This window comes from Pseudoalteromonas luteoviolacea NCIMB 1944, assembly GCF_001625565.1.
GTDB classification, from domain to species: domain Bacteria; phylum Pseudomonadota; class Gammaproteobacteria; order Enterobacterales; family Alteromonadaceae; genus Pseudoalteromonas; species Pseudoalteromonas luteoviolacea_F.
Genome location: NZ_AUXS01000022.1, coordinates 38,273 through 56,157, shown reverse-complemented (window position 1 = coordinate 56,157; position 17,885 = coordinate 38,273). Strand labels below are relative to the sequence as shown.

Sequence of the window (17,885 nt, the reverse complement as noted above, 5' to 3'; positions counted from 1 at the left end):
CCTTGCTGCTGGTACGATGAGTTGTTACTCTCAAAATAAATAATCATAATTTGAGGTAAGGTCATGCAGGAGTTTTTCGAAAAGTTTGCAATTAACACAAAAATTAATGTGGTATGGGGTGAAATGGATGCATTGGGGCATGTGAATAACGTGTCGTACTTTCGTTATTTCGAAACCGCACGCATTGATTTTTTAAAACAAACAGGCTTACTTTCTATTTTATCTGAACCCAGCCATAGCCCGGTTCTACGTGATACTTATGCGCAATACAAACGACCGGTGACTTTTCCTGATACCTTGTATATTGGTTCATATATTACTGACATCAAAGAAGATCGTTTTACCATGCGCTACGAGGCGTTGAGTGAATCACTGCAAGCAATATGTACAACAGGGTACGCAACTGTGGTGATGTTTAATATGAAAACGGGACAAAAAGCGCCCATTTCAGGCGATATGCTGACGATACTTAAGCAATACGAGATGTAAATCAATGGGGTCAGTGTAAGTCAATGGGGTCAGAGTATTTCGATCCTGCTTTCAATTGACCCGCTAAGTCAATGGGGTCAGAGTATTTCGATCCTGCTTTCAATTGACCCGCTACTTTTGTCTGGATACGTTGGGGAAGGCGTAACGTGAATTTCAAAAACCGTTTACTCTGACCCCATTGATTCCGGTATGATTCTAATATCAACTATTTAGTACAGCTATCAATGTCAAAATTAACAGCGAATCAGAATATCAATGCGATAGTGACAGCGATTAAAGCCGAAGAGTCATCGCTAAGAGGGCGTTACCCTATTCTTAAGCAGCAAAACAGCATTGCGATGGTGATTTTTCTGTTGTCATTATGCTCCTTTATTGGCGTTGTGACGCTTTATTATTTCGCCGTTGTGCCTGCGTGGCTGTGCGTTATTTTAGTTGCCTTTATTACTTCTATTGCCCATGAATTAGAGCATGACCTGCTCCATAAGCAGTATTTTAATCAGCATCCATTTATACATAACTTTATGATGCTAATTGTTTGGTTGATGCGACCAAACACTGTGAACCCTTGGTATCGCAGGAAGATCCACTTACATCATCATAAAGTCTCTGGTACTCCACAAGACTTAGAGGAGCGCCTGGTGGGTAATGGTATTAAGTCTCCATTTTTGAGAGCGGTTGTGGTAGCTGATGGGCTGCTGGGTTTATTGATCAATTCAAAGCGTTTTAGTAAAGAAATACGTGACTTTAAGTTTTTTCAGGTCTTTAATGCAGGTGTTCCGCTGGCGACGATTTACTTTGCAATCTTACATAGTGTGATTGTTTATTATGTACTGCAATTTATTCACCCATTTGAATTACCTGCATGGGGAGTGGAGTTGCTTGCAGTTGCTGAGTTCTTGATGGTGGTATTGATAGTACCAAATATTATTCGTTCAACCTCTCTTAATTTAATTACTTCTTCAATGCACTACTATGGTGGTGTGAGTAATATGTTAGAGCAAACACATGTGATCACCAGTCGCTGGTTTTTACCTTTTCAACTATTTTGTTTCGATTTTGGCCGTACACATACCATTCATCACTTTGTACCGAATCAACCCTTTTATATTCGGCAATTGATAAGCAAAAAAATACGGCCAATTATGGCCCAGCACGGAGTACGTTTTAATGACTTACAAAGCTTAAAGCGTGCGAATGAGTACTCAGGAAAAGAGTAGAGTAGTCGACCTTTGTGTTAGTCAATCAAAGGGGTCAATCAAAGGGGTCAGAGTCATATGAACCCTTTCAAAATGCTCGCTTTAATTGCTACTTTGAATGACCAACAGCCCGCATCGTCACTGTTCAAATGAGGTTGGTAATCCCAAATAACATGAACGATCAACGACTCTGACCCCACAGTTTCATTGTTTTAAGAGAGTGCTCTCGCTGCGCTCATAGTCATAATCTCTTTGCCGCTAGTGCACGGTAATAGGCAAGTCATTAACCACCAATGACTGCCCATTTTTCTGGGCGCGCTGAAAACTAGATATCAAAACGTCATTGGACAAAGTATTGATATCATCAACCTCTTCAACCATGCAAAACGTGATGGAGTCCCAACCTAAATCTTTGATAAAGGTTTTAAGGTTGTTGATATTATCTTTGTAGTTTTTATCGGTCGTTAACAGGCCGATAGAGTGCTTGTTGCCGAGTTTGTATTTACTTTGATCTGTGGTCGAGCATTTTGCGTAGCCGCTCAATACATACACGGTATTTGTGCTTTCATTCATGGTGGTGACATCACTCAATTTAAATTTTTTTCTTAGTGAGTTCTTGATGCATTTTTTAAACCAAGCTTTCTACGTAGCGCGAGATTACTTTGCTAGGCCTTGAAAGTAGTGGGCAAAATATTTTTATTCGAGGTCAATTCCACCTAAGGTGTCAATTTTTTGCTAGATACAGCCTTTCTATCAGGGGAGTCAGCGCATTGAAGCTTGAGTAGCAAGCGTTCACTATGAAATCAATAACCCTGACCCCATTGAGATTGGCAATATCAGGAGTCCCTGACAAGCCTTATTGTGTTAAAAAATGATATGCGACGATGTCACACCATTAAAGCTCTCCGATGTGAGTAGGACGATTTGACACGTGACGATAGTGAGTATTAAGTCGTTTTTTATCTATACCTACATCGATATCTGAGCTCTTTAATTTGTAGATAGTGTGCGCGGAGTTGATGGGGTAATCGCATGATGTCGTTTCTAAGGCTTTATGCTAAGCATGCCATTAAATTACGATTTCAGGATGCTCCACTCTCTGTTTACGCTCGTATGTAATCGACTTTTGCTTCTATCTCTAAGATTCATATAGTTGGCCGCTATTTTTTATTACCGAGTTCTATCCATAGCTCTTTATCATCAGTCAGTGTGGACTTAGGTAGAAACGGATTATCTATGGTCAATATCGTTTTATCGTCCCATTTGCTAAGGGGAAACAAATGCTTGGTCGTAGGGTGAGTTTGGATATATTGATCAAAGCTTCCATCTTTGATTGCCAGCATTAAGCCCGACTTCAGATCATCAATGAGCTGCGTGTTGTTTTTATGAGTAAAAAAATACATTGGGAACCGATAGTGCAAAATAACATCATCAAATACCATTAACTTAGGCATGATTTTTTTTCGACTTTCTACTTCAGAGAAGGCTTCATTGATCCCTCTGGGAAAGGCTTTACACCTATCTGCATAGACTTGCTTAAACATGTTTTCATATACGACGTTGGTGATCACGCTAAGGCCCGCCGCTAGCATGATGTCTGTATCAGGCCAGTGCTGCCCTTGACACAAAGTGGTATTTTTTAGCGATTTTAAAGATTTGATTTGAGAAAAGAATTGTTCACTATCTTGATGAATAGTAAAAACTCGATACCCGAGTAGCCCTTTAATCAGTGGAATGGGCACCACGCCCAATTCTGATTCTCTTTGCTGGTTGGTACCTGCCCAGTACAAGTCAATTAAACGATTAGACTGCAGTTCAAAGAGCGCTCTGTCCTGCACCATATAAGGTGAAAATTGAATCCTAATTGGTTTATTGAGTTTATCAAAAGCCAGCTCTATGAGTCCCACATAGTAATTATGGGTACTATCATACTCTGACTGACTGCCTCGAACGCGAATTGTTTCTGTCGCAATAGACGCCTGGCTTACTAGCAATAACCAAATAAGTATGAGCCTGTACATTGGTCTCTCATCATTGTCGCCCAATACTACTAGCGTAGTGCATCTTTTGAAATTGCGTTGTGTTCATCTGATTATTTACTTTTTACTAGTTGGTGCCTTGTCTTGTGAATTTCAAGGATCAAAGGGGTCAGAGTCGCTGATCCCATTCAAAACACTTGTCTGGAATCAATGATCTAATATCCAAACCGTGAGTTGCGTTACAATCCTTATCGAGGTCAATAAGTGTAAAGCATAAATTTAATCAACGACTCTGACCCCATTGATACTGCGATCAAAGAAGTCAGAGTCGCTGATCCTATTAAAATATTTGGCACGAGGCCATGATTTAATATCCAAAGCTTGATCTGCGCTACAACTCTGAAAGAGGTCAACAAGTGTAAACCATAAATTTAATCAATGACTCTGACCCCATTGATAGAGTCGCGAGAAATTTTATTTTGTTAGTATCTCTGTTCAAAATTACTTGTTTTGGCGTACATCGATACTAACAATACGCAACGGCACAGAAAGTATGAGTTTTACAGACATTCCTTACTTCAGAGAAATTCAGATAAAGCGTGACAATATAGAGAGTTTCGAGGTTTGCCCTTTTAATATTCCTACGATTAGAGAGCTAGATTACTTAGAATTTCATTCCGAATTTATCTTTTTTTAGGGGGAAGTGAGCCGGGTAAGTCTACACTCATCGAGGCGATTGCGGAGGCTATGGGGCTTAACGCTGAAGGTGGCACTAAGCAGTCAACATTCACTACCCATAAAATCCATTCGTCACTCTATGAGTATCTCAAGGCAACTAAAAGTATTAAGCACCCAAGAGACGGGTACTTTCTTCGAGCTGAGAGCTTTTACAACCTCGCGACGCTTATGGGTGAAGTGGGGAGCCAGAGTGGCTATGGCGGTAAATCTCTGCATCAGTAATCACACGGAGAATCATTTATGGCGACCCATTCGCCAGTATTGTTGGTATACCCAAGGGCAAAAATTTATCACTTCTCACAGATAGGTATAAGTGAAGTCAAATACGAAGATCCTGATCACTATGCAATTACAAAGGATTTTTTGAATCATCAAGAGCAGGTGACGAAAGTGCTGATGGAATAATAAACTGATCAAAGGGAGCGATGAATGCGGAGTCAATTGTATTTGCAGCTAAATTTTAGGGGTCGACCTTTTTTGTCTTCTGCTGCAATAACGACTAAGCCATAACTTGGCCTTTATTCCTTTCATTTCGATTTAGTATCCTAGTGCTCATCTTTCACAACGTATTGGTGTATTATTGCATTTAATTATTAGTGCAATAATTTACACAGTGAGCATAGAGTCATATGGCCAATACAGCGCATGCATTACACATATTGGTAAAGCATAAAGAGCAAGCGGAAGATATTCTCAAACAGCTAAAAAAAGGAGCAAAGTTTCAAACTTTAGCGAAGAAGCATTCAACCTGCCCATCAGGTAAGAAGGGTGGAGACTTAGGTGAGTTTAGGCGCGGCACCATGGTACCTCAATTTGATAAAGTTTGTTTTTCTTGTGAAGTACTTACTCCGCAGCTGGTTAAAACTAAATTTGGTTGGCATATCATTAAAGTGTTGTACCGCACTTAAATAAGCTCAAAAGGCTTAGAGTTTTATTTAAAATGAAAACGCAGTGGCCTTGTCATAAAACACTCTGCGTTAGACACTTTTCAAAAAGATCGCAGCTTCATTGATTGTGGCCAACGAAGCTAGCGTCTAACGCGGTTAAATATTTTTATTCCGCTGCGGTTTTTGGCGCCTTTAAACGGATGATGAGTGGTTTGATACAGAAATGTGCAAAAACAGATACCACGACAAATATCACCACGCCAACAAATGGGATCATAGGGCCTGTAAAATAGGCTCCACCTAAAACGTAACCGACAATCGCTTCAATTCGGTATAAAGGCAAGAACAGCGAAATAAATGTGATAGCCATTAATATAGACAGTGCTGCGGTTGAATAACCTAGGCTAAAAATAGTCGACTGGGCAATACTAATAACTAACATGGCTAAAAAACTTATGTAAGCCGCTTTATGAAATTTGGAGCGGTCCTGATTATCTTGTAAATGCTGACTTCTTTTTTCAATACTGTAAGCGGTGATCCATACCAAAAATGGTAAGATCACAAGGCCCCACCAATTCGACAAACCTGGCATATCCTCTCGAGCTAAAAAGTGATGGGTGACGACACCACCATTTAAGCTTTCCCATATTAAAAGGGCGATTTGACACACAATAGCAGTTGCCATTAGGTAGTTTCTTATTGTTTTTATATCCATAACATAGTTCCTTATTTTATTCAGTAAGTGCATAGCCATATTGAGCAATAAGCGCACCAAATATAAAGTCTATAGTTTTCAATGTATTATCGTTAATTTGAGCATGGATATTGTTGTTAGCTACCAATTATTAGTGATTTTAATGAATAAGTGGTGTGAATTGGCATGGTCATAATCAAAGGGGTCAGAGTCGTTGATTCATAAAATAGAAAGCGATTCGCGCGCACAATTGATATCCAAGTAAACACTTGGACTTTGTACTTCATAAACAGGTATGAAATCTCTTTGCTTTACTTTGTTCAAAAGCAGCTTTGCACGGTCAGGTTCTTCGAATTCGGATCTGTGTGTAATGCACTTTTTCGGGAACACTATGCCAATTTTTGTAAGTTATGTTCAAAGTGAGCCATAACTTTGTCTCTCAAAGTGCCATATTTATCAGCGCTGATATCAAGAAATGTAGGTTGAACGGCCTGATCTGGTATTTCTATCACGAATCTATCATCTTTAGGTGTTAGCCACCTGACAGGTATTCTCCATTCATTTGTTGATGTAGACTTTTTAAGCGCTTGCTCGGGGATAACTTTGTTGGCCCTTTCTAGGGCTTCTCCTATTGCAATTACTCCGGTTTTTTTGGCGTAAAGAAAGATAATGTCGCCAGGTACTACTCTTTTCATGTGATCTACATATCTATAGCTTTCCCAAGCAATCGCATGTTCACTGGCAAGCATTAATTCCTCATCCAAATAACTGCCATCTTTGCTTCGTTCGCTGTACTTTCGATTGCTATTACAAATAAAAAAATTAGATTTTTTATAATTGTGATGTTCAAATTTTGCTTGTCGATAATTGATTTTCAATTGATGGTAGTCGTTTTGAATTTTCTTTATTTCTAGCGCTGTTTGTTGGTGTTTACTTTGGAAACCAATCAAGTTTTCAAGTATATCGCTTGTTAGTGGCGTGGCTTTGAACCATAGGTTTGCGTACCACTTTACTAACTCAGAAACTTGAGGGGAGTCACTGCTTACACCTACTTCGAGATTGTTTTCCATTGCGTTGCGAGTGAAGTTTGCCGAAGTAATAACAAACTTGTTGTGGTCGAATATATAAACTTTAGGGTGAAAGTGGTTATTGTCTGGGTCTAGTAATCGAATTTCGATACCTTGTTTAAATAGTAAGGCAATAGCGTCCAAACATACTGAGCCACTCAAAATATCATTTGCAGATATTGATGTGAGGATCCGAACTTTTACATTCTTTTTTTGTTCAAGCAGCGCTGTCTCAGTTAGGTATGCTGTTGCAATATCAATACTCTTTTTAGAATTAGAAATAAGGCTCTGCAGTTTTTGTTTATGCTTTCTCACATTGCCATCTTCAATTAAAATATCCATAACCTTTTTCTAGTTCCTTGTTTTGCAATTGCTTTGTGGCAATGTATCAAAAATAATATATAAAAGTAACGTTCAATCAAAGAGGAGTGTAAAAAGCTTAAACCTGTTATCAATAAGGAGTTTGTTGTCGTGATGAAAAGGTTAGGATTAAATAATCAATGACTCTGACCCCATTGATTTTAAAGGTTGGTATTCAAAGTCATGCTGTCATGTATTATCGCTTTGGCTCTTCGTCCAATTTTTAATTTTTTAATATGCAAATTTGTTAAACAACTGCTGATGTTGTGACGCTTTCTACAATCTACTTAGATGCACCTGTTATTATTTTATTCGAAATTTAAATTGCTCTATTTGTAATGTTAAATTGCATGTCGTTTAATAATTTTATGATTGTAATAATGCTTTGCGCAGAAATAATCACATCACTTGTGCTAAAACGGATTGTTCTTGTGAGCGTGTGAGTTTGCGCTATTTTTTATACTCTAATATTTTTTAATTTAGCTAATTATTCGCATATGGCTATCAAGGATTGGAGCAAAATGATGGAAATTAATCGAAGCCGTAATGTTACTAGTCAGCCAGCGCCCACCCGAGGTGAGCAGCCTGCACTTAAACAACAATTGAAAGGTTCACAGTTGCAACTTGAAGTGCCTTTAAATTCGGCAAAAGTGACTATGCAAACACATGTTCGTGTGAGCAAAGAGGATGTTAAAACGGCTGAAGACGAGGCAAAAAGAATCACCCTTGCATATGTTGATGCAATGGAAAAAACTCACAAAGCACTGAAGACAAGTCTGAGTGAATTTGAGAAGTTTAAAACAGAACAAGCAAACAAAAACCCAAAATTGGACTTGAGTGATTTGGATTTGTATCAAGACAAAGAAGGGGATTTAAAGCTGAACAGTGGCAAGCTTTCTGCCTCGCAGATAACTGACTTAGAAACAGCACTGTCGGGTAACGAGAAATTGAAAGACGCATTTACTCAACTACACAGCGGAATTGTTGAGGGCTTACAGCTTAAAGATTCGTATCAGTATGCTGATTTGAATGCGTCTTCGTTAAATGGCTCAATCAGATTAAATGAACTGACTGAACAATACAGTAAACAATTCCACTTTGAAGGCTTTGGACAGGAATATAAAACCCTTTCTGAGCGCTTAGATGTTGATGCTGGGTTGTTTGGCCACTTTTTATTTGAAGCGATGAACCCGAAAATACGCACGTTTGCATAGGTGACGTTAAAGGTCAAAGGGGTCAGAGTCGCTGATCTCTTCACAAATTTTGAATAAAAGTAATGAATTACCGTAGCCACAATAGCTAAAGGATTAGTGACAACATGGCGAGATTACCAAGATTGAACCTACCTCATATACCGCAGCATGTTGTTCAGCGAGGCAACAACCGACAAGCGACGTTTGTTAATACAAAAGACTATACGGTTTATTTAGATAAACTAAAAAAATATGCTAATGAATATGGTGTGAAAGTTCATGCATATGTTTTGATGACGAATCATGTTCATTTACTGCTGACTCCAACAACGGCAAATGGTACGAGCAAATTAATGCAGTCTTTAGGGCGCTATTATGTTCGATATTTTAATACCACCTACCAAAGAACCGGCACTTTATGGGAAGGGCGTTATAAGTCGACGTTAGTGGATACTGAGCGGTACTTTTTACTTGTGAGTCGCTATATTGAATTGAACCCAGTTAGGGCTGGTATGGTGTCGGAACCTGCGAAATATACTTGGTCAAGTTATCATCATAACGCATTGGGAAAAAACATTTGCTTACTGACAGAGCATGATGTTTATTTGGCTCTGGGTTTATCTTCTCAAAAAAGGCAGGCAAACTACCGAGCTTTGTTTGTTGATGAGATCCCAGCAAAAGCGCTGACAGAAATTCACGCAGCGACAAATAAAATGTGGGTGCTCGGCAGCAAGCAGTTTAAGCAACATATAGAAATGTTGTCAGGTAGACGCTCGACTCCTTTGCCTCGTGGCGGCGATAGAAGGTCAGAAAATTACAAAAAGCAAAAAGACAATCAATAACTCTGACCCCATTGATTTAGATGATATCAGCTGGTTTTGTATCTCTGACAATTTTACCGTCCTTGATTTCAATAATGCGATCCATCATGGTGAGTACATCGTAAGAGTGGGCGATTGAAATGACGGTTTTCCCCTTCATGAGCACTTTGAGGGTTTCGATAAACTCAGTTTTTAAAGCTGGATCAAGCGCACTGGTTGCTTCATCGAGCAGGAGTATTTTTTTATTTCTCAGTATTGCTCTGGCAAATGCCAGACGTTGACGTTGACCGCCAGATAGTTGTCCGCCATTTTCCCCGATAAAAGCAGACAAGCCACGACGGCCTCGCGCATCTTGATAGCTGTCAACAAAATTTAAGGCGTTGGCCATGTCAAGAGCATGCCTTACCGATGCCTTGCTCACGTTATTTAAGCCAAAAGCGACGTTCTCAAAAATACTCTGATTAAAAAGACCAATATCTTGATTTAAAAAACTTATTTCACTACAGATGCTTTCGGTTGAATAGTCTTCGATATTTTTACCATCAATATAAATGGCTCCTTCTTCAATTTCATCAATACCAGAGAGCATATTGAGCAAAGAAGACTTACCGGAACCAGAAGGGCCGATGATCCCGACTTTTTCACCCGCTTTTATTTTTAAAGAGAAGTCAGTGAATAATGGTGCTTTGTTTTCATAGGCAAACTCGACATTTTTAAACGTAATTTTGCCTCTTGCAGCATGGAAATTTCCCTCCCCTTCGATGAGCTCTACTTCTTCAAGAAACTCATTGATCAGCTCTCTGCCGACGGTCACTTGGCCCCAAGAAACAAAAAAGGCGTCAAACTCATCTTGGCACCATTCTGAGAGGGATATTACCCGATAGACTAACGCTAAGACCATGGAAAACTCGCCGATTGAGAGCGTGCCCTCCATCCATAGCTTTAAGCACATCCCGCCTGTCCCAACAAGTAACAATCCGTTGAGTAAACCTACCACAGAGGCAAAACTTGAAAAAACTCGATATTCCTTCGCGACGACTCTGCGATGTCGAGAGGCCCATTTTTCAGCGAATTTTTGTTCGTATTCTTTATTAGATAACATTTTCACTGTTCGAATACGCGCAAAGCGTTCTGTGAATTTACCGGTTATTTCGGCGCAACTCTCAGCTTCTAGACGGTTAGTTGTTTTGGCTTTGGGGATCCATTGCCCCATCAATAATACTAAAAACAGGCCAGTCCAAATAAGGAATGGGACGGTAAGCCATCCATCGATATTGCCCACGTAAACAAGTAGCGCGCCAATAAAAGCCAAGATAAAGCCAGCGAAACCACAAAACTGTAAAACCACATCAATGATGGCTTCGGACGTATCGACAATCACAATGGCTGTAGCCCCCGGATCGTCCTCTTCGTGGTAGCTCGCCGGTGTGCCTATTAATGTTCGGTATAGCTTAATGATGGTATTTTTTTGTAAGTTTGGGCCGAGCAACTGATGAAAAACAAGATTCTTAATCAGGGTAATAGTCGGAATAACAACGGCAATCGCAATAGCAATGAAGATTAAATCATGCCCTTTGTCGTTGAGTTGTGATTGATTGCCTGCATTATCTAACCAATCGACTAACGAGCCTAAAAAATCATAGGTCACAATTTGTAAAATCCCGCCGAATAAGGCAATGACGAATGCGATAGCTATCCAACTGGAAAACTCTTTTGAGCACTGCTGAATAAATAAAAGATTGTGTTTAGCTTGGTATAACTGGCTGTCAAAAGAGTCTTTTTGGCCTATTTTTTCAAATCGTTTATATAATGATTTCATCGCTTTATGCTGTATCTATATGTATCAAACAGAGTTCAAGAAAGTGAGTTGAGCTTAGAGCTAATAAGCCACTGGCACGGTACCAACCTCCGTATCAGTGACTTCTTTAAATATGCTTATGCCCAAGTGGCATATTGAATACGCGACTATTGATCGTTGCTGTTATTTGATGTCTCTGGCGTGTAATCGTCCCAATCACCGGCTTCAGGCATCGACAGTGTGTCCACGTTTTCGCATTTAACAGCTTGATCTACATGCTCTCGCATGTCTTTTGACAAGAAAAAAGCACCAAAGTGTGCCTCAGGTGAGTAGTATTTAGTTTGAATATTCGCTGTAGCAACACGTGATTCTAGCGTTTCTAGTGGCAGCGTATTAATGCTGCCATTTCGAGTAGCCCAAATAAATGCGTGGGAGCCGCCAAAATAGTCGTAGCAGCCGCCCATGTATATGCCAGCAGGGTTGTTAAATGCTTGAGTTAAACGCGACACCATGGACTGCATCATATAAGGTTCGAAATAAGGCGTACCACCTTGTGCGACTAAAATACCTTCAGCTTTTAATGCGGTTAAGCAATTGGCAAAAAATGACGGAGTGAATAAGGTTTCCGATGCACCGCCATCGGGGTCCGCTGCGTCTAAAATGATCAGATCAAAACAATCATTGTATTGGGAGATAATGTCAGCGCCATCGCCAATGCGCAACTCAAATCTTGGATCATCAAAGGCGCCATTGTTTATTTCGGGCAAAAATTTACGGCTCAATTGGATAATTTGCTCATCAATATCCACCATGACCACTTTTTCAACACTGAGGTGTTTTAGTACTTCACGTGCACTGCCACCGTCACCACCGCCGACAATGAGCACGTTTTTAACACGGTTATGAAAAATAATAGGAACGTGAGCCATCATTTCGTGATAGATGTGTTCGCCTTTTGTCGTTACCTGAATACCATCGTCAATGCGCATTACTTTACCAAGGTGGCGGGTCTCAAAAATACTGACGTCTTGAAATTCTGTTTCCACATCTACCAAATCTTTTTCTGAACGAAGTGCAATGTGAATACCACTTGTCATTTGCTCATAATGCCAATTAATTTTAGTCATGTGCTTGAATACTCCGTTTTGTTATGCGGTTATTGAGGTTGCTTGTAATTTGTTGTGCAAAAGTGGTTGGAACTCTCCCAAGCGACTGATGGAGCCGCCTCTAGTGAAGTCATTGACTACCATTTTACCCGGTTGAAAATACTGTTCTATCACGGGCAGGCACAGCTGGGGTTGTGCATCACCACACATAAAAATGTCCATGGCTGCAAAGTTGTACTCCGGCCAAGTGTGAATAGAAATATGACTCTCAGCCAAAATAATCATGCCAGATACACCGCCGTTAATTTCAAAAGGGTGCACATGGGTTTTCAGGATCGTGGCGTTTGCAGCGTTGGCGCAGTTAATCATCATGTCCTCGATGTTTTGCTCGCCCATTAAATTTGAGGCGTCGAATATATCGACAATAATGTGTTGACCCAAAGGGTGAACTAGCTGTGGCTCTGCTGAGGTTATATTCATTTTTTTACTCAATGTGCTGTTTTAGATACGCTCTGGGGGTACCGCCCTTTTCAATATTTTTATAGTGAAGTAAGGCAACACGTAACAACCAGATATTTAGTTACTGGGAAAGCCATTAAAATAAATTTTTTCTGACCGCAGGTATTCCAGCATTGAAATGTGCAATGATTGTGGACAAGTACAAGGTGATGAAAATTGCCCTTTTTGGGCAGTGAGAGACATTCTTTTTTATCTTATCTAGTATTTAATTTTAAAAAGGCATTTGTTCAATTTCGTAAGTCGCTTTAAAATTCTAAGTTTTTTATTTGAAATCTACTTTCTTATTAAGCCCTTCCATTTTATTTAATTAATTTAATGTCAATAATCCACGATGTTGATTTTTGTAAGTTATTGCATTTAAAGGAGTGTTTGTTTTTTGGTGCGTAAGATAATTGATTTAATATATTTTGTGTGTTTTTAATTCGTTTTTTGTGGTTGTATTAAAAAATAATGTTGATATATTCCTTAATTAGGAACGTTTAATGGCTTTTTTATTTCCCTTAATTTTAAGGGGTAACGTTAATATATGTATAAAGGAATAATATACAATGAAAGCAATAAATAAATTTTTAGGCGCATCTGTTTTTGCATTAGGCATGTCAGCAAACCTTGCATCTGCTGCTGAGGTTACAATTTCTGAGCAAAATTATGGCTCTGTCACGATTGATGTCGCTGAAGTTGTAGTTAATCACAGTCAGTCAGGTACTTTTTCCATGAACGTGAGCGCAAATCATTTATCAATCACTGCAACAGATAGCAATGGCCGTCAATTCAGATGTTTTATGAGTAATGTTGTTACCTATGACGAGCCGGACACACTTGAAAAAGTGGTGAATATTGCCTCTGCTATTTCAGAGGGTGATAGAGTAAAAATTGAAATGCAAAGAGGTGCTTTACCTCAAAAGTGCTTTGTTACTAAAGTCTTAGATTTTTAAACCCTTTAAATCAATGGGGTCAGAGTCGTTGATCCCATTTTAATATACAGTGACAACCTGTTCATATGTACCCTAAAGGTACCTATTGTGGGTTGTTACTTATCAGCTATAGCTTTAGTTTCTAGAATATGATCACAAAACCCAATTTCAGAGGGGGTCTTTCAGGCAATTAAACAGCCTCATTTTAATCTCGTTTTTCTATTCTCAATCGTTTCCAACCTTAGCTCTACGATGACCTAATTGTTATTTCCTCGCCACTTTCAATGATTATCTACTTTTCTTAGCCTTCGCTTTTTTAGCGGGATTTAGGTCGTTTTAAATACTATTTTGTTAAAGTTAGGAGAATAAGGTGTGTATTTTTATTGACAAGTTGAAAGTTAGAATGCTAGAAATAAATTGAACCCATAAAAGGAACTTGTTATGAAAATAAAAAAACAATATCTTGCAGGTCTCGTTTCTGCGCTACTTTCAGTGAATGCATTGGCAACAACGGATAGGGATTATGAGCACCGTTGGCTTGATCCAAATGGTGATCCCATGTTGGCACTGCAGTGGAATCTGCTTAATTCAGGCGCCATAAGCAATACGCAGTCGGGTATCGATTTGAATTTATGGCAAACGCATATTTGGGGGCATAAAGGCCAAGATGTGCTTGTCGCTGTGATTGATTCTGGCGTTGATCTGGGTCATGCGGATCTGGCCGCCAACGCCATTGATGATCCAGCAATAGATGCTCAGCCGACAATTGGTGGCGATCATGGCACCATGGTCGCTGGGATTATCGCAGCCGCTCAAAATAATATAGGTGTTCGAGGTGTTGCACCACTTGCGCAAATTGCTGCATTTACCAATTTCGGTGGAACATTTGACAGTCATGAGCATTGGAAAGTAAGTCACGGCTTTGATGGTAATCAATTTGACAACACGACGGCTGATAGAATTCGTGTATTCAATAAAAGTTATGGTATGAGCCCATCTGTTAGCTTACCGTATACTTTTTCTAAAACAGTTAAAGATGCGCAAGGTAATGACGTACTGCTCTTTAGTCAGCCCGAACAGGAAAAAATCTATGAGACGGTGACCTTGTCGACTAAAGAAGATCCGCGCACAGCTGTTTATGTGCAGGCTGCGGGTAATTCTTATCTTGCTTCTCGCATTCATTATTTTTCAGAGCAGGGCCTGTCGTTCTACGGCTATAGTTTTCCTGTCGGAGATAACTATGGATTGCCTTGGACCAATGGTAACTCACTCTATACACCAGCTAACTTTTGGAACCTCGCCGTGAGCGCGCTAAGTGCCGATGGTGTGCTATCTAGTTATTCAACAGTGGGTAGTAACGTATTTCTCACCGCGCCTGGTGGGTTAGACAGAGGTACGCCCGGACACGCAACCACCCGTATTTCATGTGACTGGATCATTGAACATGTTGATGCGAATTTTGACTGCTCAGAACATGATGATTTTACAGTACGAATGAATGGTACGTCGTCTGCAGCGCCAAATGCATCAGGTGCTATTGCGCTGTTGTTATCAGCGGCTGAGCAACAAAACCATGACCTTACTCCGCGTGATATTCGTCACTTGTTGGCGCGCACTGCAACCAAGGTAGATCCAACTCGAGCAGATATTCAAGTTAATGGCATCACTGGCCTCGAGGGCTGGTCAACCAATGCGGCGGGGCATACTTTTTCTCCTTACTATGGGTTTGGTTTATTGGATGTGGATAAAGCGACAGAGTTAGTGCGTCGCTTTGCCATTGAAGACTTGCCATCAGAGTTGGTAAAAACACCTTGGTATGGTTTAGGTAATACGGTAAATGCAATGATCCACGATGATGCATCGCGCACTACAACTGCGTCAATCCAGGTTGATGATGACTTGTTTATTGAAGGTGTTCAGATCCGCCTAAATGCCAAACATGCTCGTATTTCTGATATAAAAGTGGAATTAGAGTCACCAAGTGGTACACGCAGTATTGTTATGTCACCATTTAATAATTTAATTGGTCAGCACCTTAACCTGCCTGAGCAGTCACCTGGCAGTGCCGATGGTTACAACGATCATTTGATGCTGAGCTATAAATTTTGGGATGAAAAGGCAAATGCAGGTACTGGTGAGTGGAAAATCCACGTCACTGATATGAGCAATGAGCCTATGTCTTTTTCGACATTCGATTTTGATACAGGCCGACAAGTACAGTCTGTCGAGAATAATGTAAAGCCAGGTACCTTAGAGAGTTGGTCAATTCGTATCTTGGGACATAAAAATAAAGTGACAAAGAAAAAAGCACTTTAACTTGTTTTAACTCGCTAGCTAAGCCATGGGTTTTGCTAGCGACTCACACTTGTGGGGGCCGGGTTGCGGCGCCCATTTTTACTTTCCCCGTTCGTAAACTTTTGTAAATTCTTAAGCTTAGCGTTTTACATTGCTGACATTTCATCACATTAATAGGGCATCGACTTTGTTGCAGTTATGTCCATCTCTTTGTGAAATAAAAGGAGCGTCACGTGTATTTACGATTTAGTCTAATTGTCTTGATGGTTTGGTTTGTGCAACCAGCCTACGCAAAAGGCACTGAAGCGGTGATCAATGAAATAAAAGCAAAGTACCAAAACACACTTTCAATTGATGCGTTTTCTTTGCGATATCACTTTCTGAATAATGTTTATAGAAGTCAAAACTATTGGGATATGCAAACACCTAACCGGCATATGTCAATCAGATCAATCGATGTCGACATGGTCAATAAGCACTTTTATGACAATGATATCTTATACTTTGCCGGAGGCAGACTATATGACAGAGTACAGTTTCAAAATGATACACATAGCTATTTTTACGAAAAAAATGCGTCGACTATAGGGAAAGGGGTGATCTCAAGGGGGATGGATAATTTCGATCGTGCCTTACCTTATACACTGAGCAATGTAGACTTTTTGGCCATCAGACCTCTATTGCGAGAAAGCGAAATAAAAAAGCATGTAAAAGTAACTTATAACAATGAAGCCAACACGTTTTTGATCACACATCAAAACGCCAATCAAAAGACGATTAAGTATGTGTTTGATGCTACAACACTGCGCTTAAAATCTCTTGATCTGGGTGAGGGCGGCGGTCGGTTTGAATATAATAATGTGCAAACCATCAATGGCTTTACGTTAGCGACTGAAGTAAATAAATATTACACTGGCGATTCTTCTCCTACCTATATTAGCTTCAATGCTGATTTTTATGTGATAGATAAAATCGACTCCGATAAACTTACATTGCCAGCTGGGTATGGGCCTATCATTAAAGCCGGGGATGGGGTGAGGCAGGCGACCAAAATTGCTGAGAACTTGTATGTTGTGACTGATTCTTCAGCGCGACATAACAGTGTATTTCAAGTGAATGGAGATGAGATCACTCTATTTGGAGCAAGTCCGAGCGAACGTGTTGCCCGGCAGACTCTGAATTTAATCAAGCAGCAATTTCCCACCAAACGTATTACGTCAGCTTTTATTACTCATCCTCACCTAGGTCAAATTAGAGGGGTGAAAGTACTGGTTGAACAGGGGATCGAAATATTGGCAGATGCATATAGCATTTCTGCTATCAAAGCATATGGTCCATTTGCACCACATATTGAAAACTTTAAGTTTAAACAAATTGAACATGAGCAAGTCATTCAAGGTGCACAATTTTATATTTTGGAAAATATGTCAGCAAAGCGCCAGGGGTTTGTATATTTCAAAGATGCGCAGATAATTTTCCAATCAGGTTTTATGCATATCCCATATGATAATACGATTGCGACAGTCGTTCCTAATTATACCCGTGCATTCATTCGCTTTATTCGTGAAGAAGGGCTTGTTTTTAAACGTATTGTCGGGAACTTTAACAATAATAATATCTCAGTAGAGGTGGTTGATAAAACCTATGAAGCGAAGATGTAAGTGAACTTAATAGGTTTAAGCCTTTAAATAGTAAAAAGCCGAGCAGAGACTGAGCCTAAAGAGGTGGTCACAGAGACCACCAACTCAGTATGGCAATAATCTTATACATCGGCCACAGGTAAAACAATTTCTATACTTCTTTAGCAAGCTATCTAAGTACATTAGCAA

17 protein-coding genes are annotated in these 17,885 nt (G+C 39.8%); 10 read left to right on the top strand and 7 right to left on the bottom strand.

The window, feature by feature from the left end; translation table 11 throughout:
- The first annotated feature begins 63 nt into the window (after positions 1-63).
- Both N483_RS08440 and N483_RS08435 read left to right on the top strand, forming a co-directional pair.
- Positions 64-489: an acyl-CoA thioesterase gene (locus N483_RS08440; protein WP_023400831.1), complete on the top strand. Its 426-nt coding sequence runs from the start codon at positions 64-66 to the stop codon at positions 487-489.
- Between the two features lie 224 nt (positions 490-713).
- Positions 714-1,706 carry a fatty acid desaturase gene (locus N483_RS08435; RefSeq protein WP_023400832.1) on the top strand — a complete coding sequence of 331 codons (993 nt, stop codon included), beginning with the start codon at positions 714-716 and terminating at the stop codon, positions 1,704-1,706.
- Between the two features lie 237 nt (positions 1,707-1,943).
- Here the strand turns inward: N483_RS08435 and N483_RS08430 are convergent, their stop codons facing one another.
- Positions 1,944-2,258 (bottom strand): hypothetical protein, encoded by a 315-nt coding sequence (locus tag N483_RS08430; RefSeq protein ID WP_023400833.1) that lies wholly within the window; start codon positions 2,256-2,258, stop codon positions 1,944-1,946.
- Positions 2,259-2,845: 587 nt separating this feature from the next.
- A complete protein-coding gene (locus tag N483_RS08425) occupies positions 2,846-3,706 on the bottom strand; it encodes a hypothetical protein (RefSeq protein WP_023400834.1) in 861 nt (286 codons plus the stop codon).
- A gap of 705 nt (positions 3,707-4,411) precedes the next feature.
- On the opposite strand from N483_RS08425, the gene N483_RS27455 reads away from it, so the two are divergent.
- The 3 genes from N483_RS27455 (at position 4,412) to ppiC (ending at position 5,310) form a co-directional block, all read left to right on the top strand.
- Positions 4,412-4,624, top strand: coding sequence for a hypothetical protein (locus N483_RS27455; RefSeq protein WP_023400835.1), 213 nt, complete (start codon positions 4,412-4,414; stop codon positions 4,622-4,624).
- Positions 4,625-4,642: 18 nt separating this feature from the next.
- Positions 4,643-4,807 (top strand): hypothetical protein, encoded by a 165-nt coding sequence (locus N483_RS27450; protein WP_023400836.1) that lies wholly within the window; start codon positions 4,643-4,645, stop codon positions 4,805-4,807.
- Between the two features lie 224 nt (positions 4,808-5,031).
- Entirely contained in the window at positions 5,032-5,310 is a 279-nt protein-coding gene (gene ppiC / locus N483_RS08415) for a peptidylprolyl isomerase PpiC (protein ID WP_023400837.1), read from the top strand.
- Positions 5,311-5,455: 145 nt separating this feature from the next.
- Here the strand turns inward: ppiC and N483_RS08410 are convergent, their stop codons facing one another.
- A complete protein-coding gene (locus N483_RS08410; RefSeq protein WP_023400838.1) occupies positions 5,456-6,004 on the bottom strand; it encodes a hypothetical protein in 549 nt (182 codons plus the stop codon).
- 368 nt (positions 6,005-6,372) lie between these two features.
- Complete coding sequence (locus N483_RS08405) at positions 6,373-7,392, bottom strand: phospholipase D family protein (protein WP_023400839.1); 1,020 nt, start codon at positions 7,390-7,392, stop codon at positions 6,373-6,375.
- Positions 7,393-7,931: 539 nt separating this feature from the next.
- On the opposite strand from N483_RS08405, the gene N483_RS08400 reads away from it, so the two are divergent.
- Together N483_RS08400 and N483_RS08395 are read left to right on the top strand one after the other, a co-directional pair.
- Complete coding sequence (locus N483_RS08400; protein ID WP_023400840.1) at positions 7,932-8,624, top strand: hypothetical protein; 693 nt, start codon at positions 7,932-7,934, stop codon at positions 8,622-8,624.
- A gap of 104 nt (positions 8,625-8,728) precedes the next feature.
- Positions 8,729-9,445: a transposase gene (locus N483_RS08395; RefSeq protein WP_023400841.1), complete on the top strand. Its 717-nt coding sequence runs from the start codon at positions 8,729-8,731 to the stop codon at positions 9,443-9,445.
- Positions 9,446-9,461: 16 nt separating this feature from the next.
- Here the strand turns inward: N483_RS08395 and N483_RS08390 are convergent, their stop codons facing one another.
- The 3 genes from N483_RS08390 to speD form a co-directional block, all read right to left on the bottom strand.
- Positions 9,462-11,243 (bottom strand): ABC transporter ATP-binding protein, encoded by a 1,782-nt coding sequence (locus N483_RS08390; protein WP_023400842.1) that lies wholly within the window; start codon positions 11,241-11,243, stop codon positions 9,462-9,464.
- A 146-nt stretch (positions 11,244-11,389) separates the two neighbouring features.
- Positions 11,390-12,349: a polyamine aminopropyltransferase gene (speE, locus tag N483_RS08385; protein WP_023400843.1), complete on the bottom strand. Its 960-nt coding sequence runs from the start codon at positions 12,347-12,349 to the stop codon at positions 11,390-11,392.
- Positions 12,350-12,370: 21 nt separating this feature from the next.
- On the bottom strand, positions 12,371-12,808 hold the full coding sequence (gene speD, locus N483_RS08380) for an adenosylmethionine decarboxylase (protein WP_023400844.1): 438 nt from the start codon (positions 12,806-12,808) through the stop codon (positions 12,371-12,373).
- A 587-nt stretch (positions 12,809-13,395) separates the two neighbouring features.
- On the opposite strand from speD, the gene N483_RS08375 reads away from it, so the two are divergent.
- The 3 genes from N483_RS08375 to N483_RS08365 all read left to right on the top strand — a co-directional run bounded on the left by N483_RS08375 (position 13,396) and on the right by N483_RS08365 (position 17,717).
- Entirely contained in the window at positions 13,396-13,782 is a 387-nt protein-coding gene (locus N483_RS08375) for a hypothetical protein (RefSeq protein WP_023400845.1), read from the top strand.
- A 420-nt stretch (positions 13,783-14,202) separates the two neighbouring features.
- A complete protein-coding gene (locus N483_RS08370; protein ID WP_023400846.1) occupies positions 14,203-16,077 on the top strand; it encodes a S8 family serine peptidase in 1,875 nt (624 codons plus the stop codon).
- Positions 16,078-16,289: 212 nt separating this feature from the next.
- On the top strand, positions 16,290-17,717 hold the full coding sequence (locus N483_RS08365; protein WP_023400847.1) for a hypothetical protein: 1,428 nt from the start codon (positions 16,290-16,292) through the stop codon (positions 17,715-17,717).
- The last annotated feature ends 168 nt before the right edge of the window (positions 17,718-17,885 follow it).

Excerpts from the sequence above, each read along its gene's own strand:
- N483_RS08440 (WP_023400831.1), top strand. The coding sequence starts at position 64 with ATGCAGGAGTTTTTCGAAAAGTTTGCAATTAACACAAAAATTAATGTG.
- N483_RS27450 (WP_023400836.1), top strand. The coding sequence starts at position 4,643 with ATGGCGACCCATTCGCCAGTATTGTTGGTATACCCAAGGGCAAAAATT.
- ppiC (WP_023400837.1), top strand. The coding sequence starts at position 5,032 with ATGGCCAATACAGCGCATGCATTACACATATTGGTAAAGCATAAAGAG.
- N483_RS08425 (WP_023400834.1), bottom strand. The coding sequence starts at position 3,706 with ATGTACAGGCTCATACTTATTTGGTTATTGCTAGTAAGCCAGGCGTCT.
- N483_RS08390 (WP_023400842.1), bottom strand. The coding sequence starts at position 11,243 with ATGAAATCATTATATAAACGATTTGAAAAAATAGGCCAAAAAGACTCT.
- N483_RS08430 (WP_023400833.1), bottom strand. The coding sequence starts at position 2,258 with ATGAATGAAAGCACAAATACCGTGTATGTATTGAGCGGCTACGCAAAA.
- speD (WP_023400844.1), bottom strand. The coding sequence starts at position 12,808 with ATGAATATAACCTCAGCAGAGCCACAGCTAGTTCACCCTTTGGGTCAA.
- N483_RS08370 (WP_023400846.1), top strand. The coding sequence starts at position 14,203 with ATGAAAATAAAAAAACAATATCTTGCAGGTCTCGTTTCTGCGCTACTT.
- N483_RS08375 (WP_023400845.1), top strand. The coding sequence starts at position 13,396 with ATGAAAGCAATAAATAAATTTTTAGGCGCATCTGTTTTTGCATTAGGC.
- N483_RS08395 (WP_023400841.1), top strand. The coding sequence starts at position 8,729 with ATGGCGAGATTACCAAGATTGAACCTACCTCATATACCGCAGCATGTT.
- N483_RS08405 (WP_023400839.1), bottom strand. The coding sequence starts at position 7,392 with ATGGATATTTTAATTGAAGATGGCAATGTGAGAAAGCATAAACAAAAA.
- N483_RS08410 (WP_023400838.1), bottom strand. The coding sequence starts at position 6,004 with ATGGATATAAAAACAATAAGAAACTACCTAATGGCAACTGCTATTGTG.
- N483_RS27455 (WP_023400835.1), top strand. The coding sequence starts at position 4,412 with ATGGGGCTTAACGCTGAAGGTGGCACTAAGCAGTCAACATTCACTACC.
- speE (WP_023400843.1), bottom strand. The coding sequence starts at position 12,349 with ATGACTAAAATTAATTGGCATTATGAGCAAATGACAAGTGGTATTCAC.
- N483_RS08435 (WP_023400832.1), top strand. The coding sequence starts at position 714 with ATGTCAAAATTAACAGCGAATCAGAATATCAATGCGATAGTGACAGCG.
- N483_RS08400 (WP_023400840.1), top strand. The coding sequence starts at position 7,932 with ATGATGGAAATTAATCGAAGCCGTAATGTTACTAGTCAGCCAGCGCCC.